The sequence below is a fragment of the Solibacillus silvestris genome, assembly GCF_051967575.1.
Taxonomy (GTDB): Bacteria; Bacillota; Bacilli; order Bacillales_A; family Planococcaceae; genus Solibacillus; species Solibacillus silvestris_B.
The window spans coordinates 1-10,338 of sequence record NZ_JBQCJW010000054.1; the positions used below are offsets into that span (position 1 = coordinate 1).

The 10,338-nt window shown below is 39.1% G+C and carries 13 protein-coding genes, 1 rRNA gene and 2 riboswitches; all 14 genes read right to left on the minus strand.

Translation table 11 applies throughout. The annotated features are described in order from the left end of the window. Positions 1-64: 64 nt before the first annotated feature. A complete protein-coding gene (locus ACTHOQ_RS18185) occupies positions 65-505 on the minus strand; it encodes an ATP-binding cassette domain-containing protein (RefSeq protein WP_440497569.1) in 441 nt (146 codons plus the stop codon). 24 nt (positions 506-529) lie between these two features. After that, positions 530-1,216, minus strand: coding sequence for a thiaminase II (tenA, locus tag ACTHOQ_RS18190; RefSeq protein ID WP_440497571.1), 687 nt, complete (start codon positions 1,214-1,216; stop codon positions 530-532). Positions 1,217-1,313: 97 nt separating this feature from the next. Continuing rightward, a riboswitch (TPP riboswitch) is annotated at positions 1,314-1,401 on the minus strand. Between the two features lie 154 nt (positions 1,402-1,555). Then, a riboswitch (TPP riboswitch) is annotated at positions 1,556-1,644 on the minus strand. 108 nt (positions 1,645-1,752) lie between these two features. Then, the gene (gene rsmI, locus ACTHOQ_RS18195; RefSeq protein WP_440497573.1) at positions 1,753-2,628 is read right to left on the minus strand and encodes a 16S rRNA (cytidine(1402)-2'-O)-methyltransferase; all 876 of its coding nucleotides are present in this window, start codon (positions 2,626-2,628) and stop codon (positions 1,753-1,755) included. After that, positions 2,609-2,887, minus strand: coding sequence for a GIY-YIG nuclease family protein (locus tag ACTHOQ_RS18200; RefSeq protein ID WP_440497574.1), 279 nt, complete (start codon positions 2,885-2,887; stop codon positions 2,609-2,611). The genes rsmI and ACTHOQ_RS18200 overlap by 20 nt, the downstream gene beginning before the upstream one ends. Further along, positions 2,871-3,620 (minus strand): tRNA1(Val) (adenine(37)-N6)-methyltransferase, encoded by a 750-nt coding sequence (locus tag ACTHOQ_RS18205; RefSeq protein WP_440497575.1) that lies wholly within the window; start codon positions 3,618-3,620, stop codon positions 2,871-2,873. The genes ACTHOQ_RS18200 and ACTHOQ_RS18205 overlap by 17 nt, the downstream gene beginning before the upstream one ends. An 89-nt stretch (positions 3,621-3,709) precedes the next feature. Continuing rightward, positions 3,710-4,069, minus strand: a complete 360-nt coding sequence (gene yabA / locus ACTHOQ_RS18210) for a DNA replication initiation control protein YabA (RefSeq protein WP_440497576.1) — start codon at positions 4,067-4,069, stop codon at positions 3,710-3,712. A 24-nt stretch (positions 4,070-4,093) separates the two neighbouring features. Further along, complete coding sequence (locus ACTHOQ_RS18215; protein ID WP_440497577.1) at positions 4,094-4,909, minus strand: PSP1 domain-containing protein; 816 nt, start codon at positions 4,907-4,909, stop codon at positions 4,094-4,096. Further along, a complete protein-coding gene (gene holB / locus ACTHOQ_RS18220) occupies positions 4,902-5,906 on the minus strand; it encodes a DNA polymerase III subunit delta' (RefSeq protein WP_440497578.1) in 1,005 nt (334 codons plus the stop codon). The genes ACTHOQ_RS18215 and holB overlap by 8 nt, the downstream gene beginning before the upstream one ends. Positions 5,907-6,024: 118 nt before the next feature. Then, positions 6,025-6,465 (minus strand): YaaR family protein, encoded by a 441-nt coding sequence (locus tag ACTHOQ_RS18225; protein WP_440497580.1) that lies wholly within the window; start codon positions 6,463-6,465, stop codon positions 6,025-6,027. A 139-nt stretch (positions 6,466-6,604) separates the two neighbouring features. Beyond that, positions 6,605-6,934 carry a cyclic di-AMP receptor DarA gene (gene darA / locus ACTHOQ_RS18230; RefSeq protein WP_079523149.1) on the minus strand — a complete coding sequence of 110 codons (330 nt, stop codon included), beginning with the start codon at positions 6,932-6,934 and terminating at the stop codon, positions 6,605-6,607. Between the two features lie 216 nt (positions 6,935-7,150). Beyond that, positions 7,151-7,780: a dTMP kinase gene (gene tmk / locus ACTHOQ_RS18235; RefSeq protein ID WP_440497582.1), complete on the minus strand. Its 630-nt coding sequence runs from the start codon at positions 7,778-7,780 to the stop codon at positions 7,151-7,153. Between the two features lie 19 nt (positions 7,781-7,799). Further along, on the minus strand, positions 7,800-9,221 hold the full coding sequence (locus ACTHOQ_RS18240) for an aminotransferase class I/II-fold pyridoxal phosphate-dependent enzyme (RefSeq protein WP_440497584.1): 1,422 nt from the start codon (positions 9,219-9,221) through the stop codon (positions 7,800-7,802). A gap of 179 nt (positions 9,222-9,400) precedes the next feature. Further along, positions 9,401-9,700, minus strand: a complete 300-nt coding sequence (locus ACTHOQ_RS18245; RefSeq protein WP_440497585.1) for a cupin domain-containing protein — start codon at positions 9,698-9,700, stop codon at positions 9,401-9,403. A 561-nt stretch (positions 9,701-10,261) separates the two neighbouring features. Next, positions 10,262-10,338: ribosomal RNA gene (gene rrf, locus ACTHOQ_RS18250) — 5S ribosomal RNA — on the minus strand; the annotation flags it as partial.

Here is a 10,338-nt window from a genome sequence, read left to right on the forward strand (position 1 = left end):
CATTCGTCTCGACCTCCGTGTATTTTACTTAATCATATCACGTTAGCTCGGTACGACATCTATCCTAACAGAGGGGGAGTGCTCTTAAAAAAGCTGCACGTTGTCTCATTCCACCGGATAGTTCTTTCGGATAGGCATATACGTAATCTTTTAAACCAACCCGCTTAATCCAGACAATCGCTTCCTCTATTGTTAGCGTAACATCCTTCTGAATTTCTGTTGCGATCATGACATTTTGTAGGATAGTACGCCATGGCAGTAGCAAATCTTTTTGTGGCATAAAGCCCACATCACCTGGGGCTGCTAGACGATTATGAATCACAATACGCCCTTCATTTGGCGTGAGTAGCCCGGTTATCAATTTAAAAATCGTGCTTTTTCCTGTACCACTTCTGCCGATGATTGATACGAATTCCCCCTGTTTAATTTCCATATTTAATTTAGAGATTACAGGTGAGGCATGTTCCTCAATAACATAGGTCACATTTTGTAAGCTAACTACCATTTCTTTATCACCTTCTCAAACAAACTAAATCGGCCAATCCTGTATGTGATAGTTCATATCCCAGAATAAATACTCGTACTTTGACGTAATTTGGAAATGCTTTTCTAATTGGACTAGCTCTCGTTCTGGTTTTCCCTCTGCTAATTCGTTCATCACGTCAATCAACCATTTTGCACCGTTGCCGAATTCCTCTGAATCGTATGTTTCTATCCACTTGGCATAAGGATTATTCGATAAATCGTGTCCATACTGCGCCCTTAGCAGCTTGCCAATCTCCCAATAATCCCATGCACAAGGTAAGAGGCAGGCTACTACATCCGCTAAGCTACCACTTTGCGCAGCATTTAACATATAATTCGTATACGCTAAATTTGCAGGGGTTGGTTTTGTTTCCTCCAATTCTTCTGACGTAATTCCAAATTCAGCTGCAAATTGGCGATGTAGCTTCATTTCAAAATGAAGCGTGTCGTTTAGTATCGCAGCAAATTTCCCCATCATATCGAGATTTGTAGATTTGACAGATGCAATGGCAAATAGCTTCGCGTAATCAATTAAATACACATAATCTTGCTTCATGTATTGGATAAACTTTTCCTTATCCAATGTCCCTTTACCAAGTTCCTGTACAAATGGGTGGCTATGATTTGCCTCCCAAATAGGTTGTACATTTCTAAAAAGTCGGTCTGTAAATTTTTCTGTTTTCACTTTCATTTCTAGTTCCTCCTTTTTTATAACAAGCACTTTCCTGAAAAATAAAAAAACCACTTCCTTAAATAGGAAATGGTTTCGTTGCATAAGTTGTATACACATACAATCGAAACTACTTCCCTACGCTAGTCCTAACTAGATCCGGTTCAAAGGGTTCTTCTCAGCCAATGGCGCCCCTAGAGTTTAATTACATATTTAATTTTTCTTATTTGAAAACACAATTCATGGAAAATGATGTTTTTCTCTTATGGTAATTACAGTGAACTGATTATACCTTTCTTGTCCATAAAAATTAAAACCCCACTCTTTTTAGAGAGCGGGGGAATGTACACGTATCTATCCTATCAACATGCCTCACTTCCCTACGCTAGTCCTAACTAGATCCGGTTCAAAGGGTTCTTCTCAGCCAATGGGCGCCCCTAGTGCTATTATTTATATTATTTATATTATTTACATCATAACATGTATTATAGTTTGCGCAAGTGATTCTGAGTAAATCATACATTTTTATCCAACCTTTTTCCATCACTCGCCTTTTCTTAAGGCCCTCGGTGGTACTCATTGTACACATCTCTTTTCGAAAGACCGCGCAATTTAGCGACTTCCTTGATTGCTTCCTTTGAATTAGTATTCATTTCTTCCATTGTATAATCCACATGCTGCTGTAATGTCATCGAGGACCAGTCAAAAGCTTCTTCTTCTACATCACCTAACTGATTACCTTCAAGTATAATACAAAATTCGCCACGGATTTCATTTTCAGCTGTCCAGTTGATTGCCTTTTCTACTGTTCCGCGTAAAAATTCTTCAAATTTTTTTGTTAATTCCCGTGCTAATGTAATTTTACGATCACCTAATACAAGCTGTAGATCTTTTAATGTGTCCTTAAGACGGTGTGGTGCCTCGTAAAATACAAGCGTTTCCTCGCGCTTCGCCAATTTTCCAAGCTGCTCACGGCGTTCCTTTTTATTTCGCTTTAAAAAACCAAAGAAATAAAATGGCTGTGGGTTTAAGCCAGAAGCAATCAGAGCGGTTAATGCTGCATTGGCTCCCGGAACCGGCACAACCGCAAAATCTTCTGCAATTGCTTTTACGACAATATCCGCGCCCGGATCCGAAATACATGGCAAACCTGCATCACTTACTAAGGCAATCGATTTCCCCTCCCGTAAATAGCCAAGCAACTTCTCCCCGCCAACTTCAATATTATGTTCATGATAACTGATTAGCGGTGTTTGTATATCGAAATAATTGCACAGCTTTTTCGTATTGCGCGTATCTTCCGCAGCAATAATATCCACTTCTTTTAAAATACGCAGTGCACGCAGTGTCATATCTTCTAAATTGCCAATCGGTGTAGCTACTAAGTACAGGCAGCTTCCTTGCTCATGCTGGCTACTTTTCTGTGATTTCATATGCAGCACTCCTTATATACTCAATTTTTTTTGTGCGATTCAATTGTTTAAATGCATATTCCGCGGACATCGCCTGTTGCTTTGTTTCAAAAGTTTCAAAGTAAATGCATTTTACGGGACCTCTTGCTCTTGTATACTTTGCGCCTTTTCCTGCATTATGTGTCGCAATGCGCTTTTCCAAATTATTCGTATAGCCTGCATAAAACGTTGCATCACTGCATTCCAGCACATAAAAGTAATGTTTAGTTTCCTTCTCCATATAAAAGTGCCCTCACTTCTGGCGTATATTCATTGTTATCCTCATATACGTACAATGGAGGCAATATTTTCAAATCCGGCTTGCCATCTTTAATCGCCTCAATCAACAGCGTATTTGCTTCTTTTCCCCGTTTCGGATACACAAACTGAATGCGCTTTGGTTCCAAGCGATTCGCTCGCATTGCACTTACAATATCCAAAAGTCTTCCTGGCCGATGCACAAATGCCGTCTTTCCTCCCTGTTTTAATAAACGGCTTGCTGCTTCTATCGCCTCATCAAGTGTTAAATATAGTTCATGCCTTGCAATGGCATAATGTTCACTCGTATTTTTTTCACTTAATTCATGCGCTAAAAAGTAAGGAGGATTGCATGTAACCACATCGTATTTTTCGATACCTAATGTTTTAGGTGCATCTTTGACATCACCAAGCTGCATGTCAATTTGTTGCGATAAATTATTGTACACAATACTGCGTGTTGCCATGTCATGCAGTCTCGGCTGTATTTCCACACCTGTAATCTTTGCGTTCGTTCGGGCACTCAAAAATAGTGGAATAACCCCATTTCCTGAACAAAGATCTACAATATGTCCTCTATTTTTCGGAATTTGCACGAAGCGCGCTAATAATACTGCATCTAGAGAAAAAGAGAAAACAGATGGGCTTTGAATAATTCGTAAATCTTCCGCAAGTAAATAATCCAGCCGCTCATCATCCTTTAACAATTGTTCCACTACGTAATCCTCCACATATTTACTATTCCAATAAACCCTCATGCTAAACAAAAGACTGATATCTACTTTTGCAGATTCAGCCTTTTCCTTTAACCATTTTGTTTATTTAAAAATGATAGACAGAACAAACAATCTTCACCTTTGCGAGAGCTGCCGAAATGCACATGGCACACATGGAAACCTTCGTTATAAAGCCTTGCCAAATTATCATAGCCTTCGCCAATATCTACAGATTCCTTTTTCAGCTCTTCCGCTTGTTTACCTGTATTAGCTTCGCTCGCTAATAATTCTTCTAAACGCGTACGTAGGTGAAGGTTTTCTGTTTGAAGCGTCTGATGCTCCTCCATCATATGTGCAACAAATTGCTTAAGTGCACTAAATTGTTGCTGCATTGATTCAAGCTGTTGTTCGAACTCCATAACAGTATCTAAAAAATTACGGTCCTTCACTCAAGCCACCCCATTAATTTCTATCTATATCAAATTTTTCTCATATTGTATGAGCTCTTCAAGCGTATATTCAACCATACGCTCTTGCTTCGTCAAATATACTTGGATAAGCCGCTCCAACACATTTAATCCGACGACTTTACCTTCTCCTTCTGGTGTCATAGATAGATCACCGATGTCCGGCATACCTTCTTTTGCAATTTCATAATCATCATTTTCATATTTCAAGCAACACATTAAACGCCCGCATAGCCCTGAAATTTTTGTCGGATTTAGCGACAAGTTTTGATCCTTCGCCATTTTAATCGACACAGGCTCAAAATCGCCCAAAAATGTCGAACAGCAAAGCATTCTACCACAAGGTCCGATTCCTCCAAGCAATTTTGCTTCATCACGAACCCCTATTTGACGAAGTTCGATACGTGTACGGAAAACGCTCGCTAAATCTTTTACTAATTCCCGGAAATCGACACGCCCTTCTGCTGTAAAATAGAAAATGATTTTATTGCGATCAAATGTATATTCTACATCGACAAGCTTCATATCCAGCGAATGCTCGATTATTTTCGTATTCGCTAATTCAAATGCGCGCTTTGACTCGATTGTGTTTTCTTCCACTTGGAAACGATCACGCTCATCGGCCGGGCGAACAACTTGCTTTAATGGTAAAACAACGTCATTTTCCCCGACTTGACGCATTGGCACAACTACTTTGCCATACTCGATACCGCGTGCAGTTTCTACGATGACATATTCTCCAACTTCCAAAATATATGCTGCTGGATCAAAATAATATATTTTACCCGCTTTTTTAAAGCGAACTCCGACTACATTATACAAATGTATACCCCTCCTGAAGATTCAGCATTAGCTGTTCCATCAATAACGTACGATTCATATTACGATTTAAATTTGTACGGGCATGCAATATAGACTGCATTTGGCGAGACAATTTTTCATATGTCAAGACGAGCGCCATCTCATTAAATCGTTGATACATATCGGGATACGTGCACGTTGCTTGTTGATTTGCTTTAATCGCTACAATATCACGATACGCAAACAATAACAAATCGAGTGCTAGCTCCATCTCTTCCTTTTCCTTAAATAATGGTAGCCATTCGTCATGAATAAATAATAATGCTTCATGAACATTTTGATGAACGATCTCTACTAATTTTAACACTGTTTTTCGTGCAAGTACAAACTGCTCATCATTTGCAAGTGCAAAAGCTGTATCTATATCATTTGTTACCATGCTAGCCGTAGCTGCCATTGAATTTGTAACACGTTGCTCTACAAGTTTTTCCAGCAATGCAGTACGCGGTGCTTTTGCAAATTTAATATGCTGGCAACGCGAACGGATCGTCGGGATAATGGACTGGATTTGCTCCGTTAATAAAATTGCTACAACTTGTCCATCTGGCTCTTCCAAAAATTTCAAGAGCATATTTGCCGATGCAGCATTTAATTTATCTGCATGATGAAGCACATAAACTTTCTTGCCTTCCTCCACGCCTGTCATCTTCATTTCAGCAACTAAATCCCGTACTTGGTCAATTTTAATAAATTGCCCATCCGGCTCCACTTGCCAAATATTCGGATGATTTCCCGATTGAACACGTCTGCAATTTCGACATGTTTCACATGGAACATTTTTTGACAAATTTCCGCAAAGGAGAAGTTTCATAAAAAAAGAGACGACATCTCGTTTGCCTGTACCTTTTTCACCTTCAAAAATATAGGCATGTGCTAAACGATTTTTTTCTACAATTGTTTGTAATTGCTTCATCACTACGGGTTGCAGTTTAGTTAGCTCGTCTATAGTACGTGTCATTTCCTTCACCTTTTTCGTTTCTTGCTTCTATTTATTTGAAGAGTCCTATGTACAATTCAAACAATCTTCTGCTTGGAAAAAGCCCGCGTCTAGTGCACAACAAAGACACGGGCTTTTTTTACATATAAAGATTTATTAAAAGGCCTTTAATTTCGCCAATTTTCGCTAATAGCTCAATAGACTCTTTTTCTTCATTTAAAATATCTTCGGCTAATTCGACAAGCCGCTCGTCAATTGTTTCGACAATTTTTAAGCGACGCCCTTCACCAAAACGATTCCATGTATGTGATTGCTTCATCTCGAGACCATAATCAACGGCTTCCTGCAAAAAACGCTTAATAAGCATTTTAAAGCGTGCCAGCTCCCGTAAATTGCGTGAACGTGCCACCCGGTCTCCAGCTGACGAAATATCACCTAATAGTCTCGTGAGTTGCTCTGATTGCATTTTCGAGCCTTGCTTTACAACCATATCCCCAAAGCGATTCCCGTTTTGATTCGCTGGACGCAGATCATTGCGATTCGCATTTAAATTCACACGGAGATCTTGATTAATTTTCATTTACCATTCGCCTCCAAAAAGTCAATTATGCCTCGGCATAATCGCATCCGAATTCGGTTTTTTGCCCGCATCGAAAATACATGCCCGAATCCGTAATATCCGCCAGAGGTTTTAACTTCTTTCAATCTGTTGAAAGAAATTAAAAATGATGGAATTGTTCGATTGGTAAAACAAATACAATTGCTCCTCCAACTTCAACTTCCACAGGGTACGGGATATAGGAATCTGCGTTACCTCCCATTGGCGATACAGGAGCAACCATTTGCTCACGTGATCGACAGTTTTCACGAATAATGTCCAATAACTTTGGGATCAGAGAATCATCCGTGCCTATTAAAAATGTCGTGTTTCCAGATCGTAAAAATCCACCCGTACTCGCTAATTTCGTCGCACGATAGTTGTTTTTTGTTAATGCATTTGATAATCGGTTGCTATCTTGATCTTGCACTACTGCTACTACTAACTTCATCCGTACTCACCCCTCCATTGAATTGGTGCCTCTATTATATCATAAATTCAATTACGCCTCAGCGTAATTACATCCAGATTTTTTTTGAGTTAGGCATATATGCCGTGAATCAGTCAGCTGTTATCGCAGTACACGAACAGTTTTAAGCTGACTTCCCCCTGCCCATTTCCCTTTGAAAATCTGTGATATGTGCCAAAGGCTTATCTTCATTTACTTTTACCCTATTATTGGATTTAAAATCCCCCATACATCCTCGATGACTTGCTCTAAAGGCTGATCGGCATTGATTACTTTAAAACGTTCAGGATAACGTCTCATCGCCTCTTCGTATCCTTCATAAACTTTTTGATGGAACGCCAAACCCTCAACATCTAATCGATTCATTTCATCACTCCGAGTCGCATGAATACGGGCCAGCCCTTTTTCAGGGGTAATATTAAAGAAAATCGTCACATCGGGAAGACGCTTGCCTATAGCAAATTCATTAATGGCTAATACATCATCTACTCCAATTTCCCGTGCATAGCCCTGGTATGCTAATGACGAATCAATGAATCGATCACATAATACATGCCTGCCTTCTTCAAGCGCAGGCAGTACTTTTTCATAAAAATGCTGGGCACGTGCCGCTGCATACAATAATGCTTCTGTACGTTCATGCATCTCCGTATGGACTGGATCCAAAATAACCGCACGGATTTTCTCGGCTATTTCAATTCCTCCCGGCTCACGTGTCAGCAAGGCATCAATATGCCCTTCTTTCAGCCGTTCGCCGATTGCTTTTAACACACTCGTTTTTCCGGCCCCTTCCCCGCCTTCAAACGTAATAAAAAAATTCCTTTGCATTTTTATATTCTCCCTGCATCTATTTTATGACTTGTATTAATTTTTCCTGTAAACGGTGCTCCCCTTGAAACATTGCCCCAATCGCAAGCAATTCCTCCAATTGACTAAGTTTTGCTACTGTGATTTTCTCGCCCAGTACAAGTAATGGAATGCCTGGTGGATAGGGAATAATAGTAGAAGCAGCAATTCGTCCGATCGCTCGCATATATGGTAACCATTCTTTTTCCGCCAGCTCTATTTCGCCAAAGCTATATTCCGGTTTTGTAATGGCCGTCATTTCAAAATTCCTATCTTCATTCATTTCTGCATTGCCTGGCATATCTTTTAAGAGAATGAGTGCTTCTTTCATTCGAATGCGCAAGTCTGCAAATGAATAATTATCTCCGTGCTTTAATAGCGGCAATATAATAAGCACTTGATTAGCATCGGCTAATTCCACGTAAACATGCATTTTCTCCAATGCTTCTTTTAATTGGAAGCCTGTATAGCCAGGTGCCCGTATTAATAGTTTTAATGTATCATTAACTTCTACAATTTGTAATTCCGTTGATGCAGTTACCGATTCGATAAATTGCTGACGTTTTTCCATTAAATACGCATAATCCATTTCCGTGTAATTCGCAACATAACTTCTCGCATCATCAAGGGATGCCAATAATAAATATGACGGACTACTCGATTGTAGCATACGTAAATAATGGTTTACCCTTTGCTCGCTTACTAATGTTGATTTAATATGTAAAAAAGAAGCCATTGTCATCGCTGGCAATGTTTTATGCGCAGACTGTACAACAATGTCCGCACCTAAATCCAGTGCCGATGCAGGTAACTTCTCCGTCACTGTTAAATGGGCGCCATGTGCTTCATCGACAAGTACCGGAATATTGTACTTATGGCATATTTCAATTTGCTCTGCTAAGTCATTGACTGTCACCCCGTAATACGTCGGATACGTAAAAATAGCAGCTTTAGCATTTGGATAGCTCGTTACCGCCTGTTTTAATACCGCAAGTTCAATACAGCCTGCCGTTTGACTTTCTGTATGCCATTTCGGTGCAATATAGACGGGATTGACCCCAACAAGCTCAAGTGCATGAAAAATAGACTTATGCGCATTTCGCTGCACAAGCACAGTGTCCCCTTTTTGACATGTTGCATAAATCATCGCCAAATTCCCTACCGTAGAACCATTTACTAAAAAGAAACTTCGATTTGCTCCATATGCAGCAGCGAGCAACTGCTCAGCCTGTAAAATTGCTTCCTCCGGCTGATGAAAGTCATCCAACCCTGGTAATTCTGTTACATCATATGTTAATGCCCGCTTAATTTCATTTGGCAAATTTGAAAGCAGCCCATTCTTATGTCCTGGTACATGAAGAGATTGCGGTTCATTCGCTACAAATTTTTTCAATGCCTGAACGATTGGTCGATCATTTTTCATCGTCTTCACCTCATATGTCATTGTCCTTCTATTATAAGATGCTTATATCTTTCCTACCACCTCGGATTATGTATATGAAAAAACTAGCTAACAGCAATTGTTAGCTAGTAAAATTTATAACTATTCAATACAGCAGCTTCCACTGATTTTTCAGTTTTCATTCGTTATAACTTTTCCCATTAAATTTCAACCTTCATAACGATTAAATCGACATCTGTCATTGCCTGTAGACTGTGCTTTTCCAAAGGATCTATTATTAAAATATCCTCTGCCGTTAATCTTTGCGATTGTCCTTCTACTACAAATTCTACTTCACCTGAGCGCACAATAATAACAACGGTCTGTTTCGCATTATGTTCCGGTATTTGTTCGCCTGTTTGCAATTGGATAGATAAAATATCCATATTTTTTTGTGAATATACTTTTCCGACCTTTTTCTTTTGCTCAGTTGGCAAATTTTCTATATGTATTTTTTCCATTATTAAATACCTCACTTTCGAAATGATGGATTTACTTCCTTAACTATAATTCACTCTTCTTCTTTTTTCCATGGCACATATTATAGAAACTTTAATTTCAAAAATTCTCCAATGAAGAATTAATAGAATTTGTTTAAATGTAATGCATTAATCTTAAATTGTACAACATTAAGTAAAGGATTTTTCTGAAGTAATCATTTTAAACAAAGCTATCGGTGTTTCCCTTTCAGCAATATACAAGGACATAAAAAGTTGCTGGCTAGATTTTTATCCTCTCTGCTTTTCCAATAGAGGCATTGAAAGCAAAGTTAATTAATGCAAAATGTAATGATCATTAAGGCTACTATAGCAACAAGTAAAAAAGCAGCTGTACGAAACTGCCCATTCTACGGCATATTTAGAAAAGCCTAATAAATCCATCACGCGTCACCTTAAGAAATCGAAAACTCAAAGATTGATACCTTTAGATTAAACACAGAGAATGCTCTCACTCTCAATACGAATATTTATAATTTCCTTACAATACAAAAAAACCACTGATTTCTCAGTGGTTTTACTTTCGCGAAGCGACGTCCTACTCTCACAGGGGGAAGCCCCCAACTACCATCGGCGCTAAAGAGCTTAACTTCCGTGTTCGG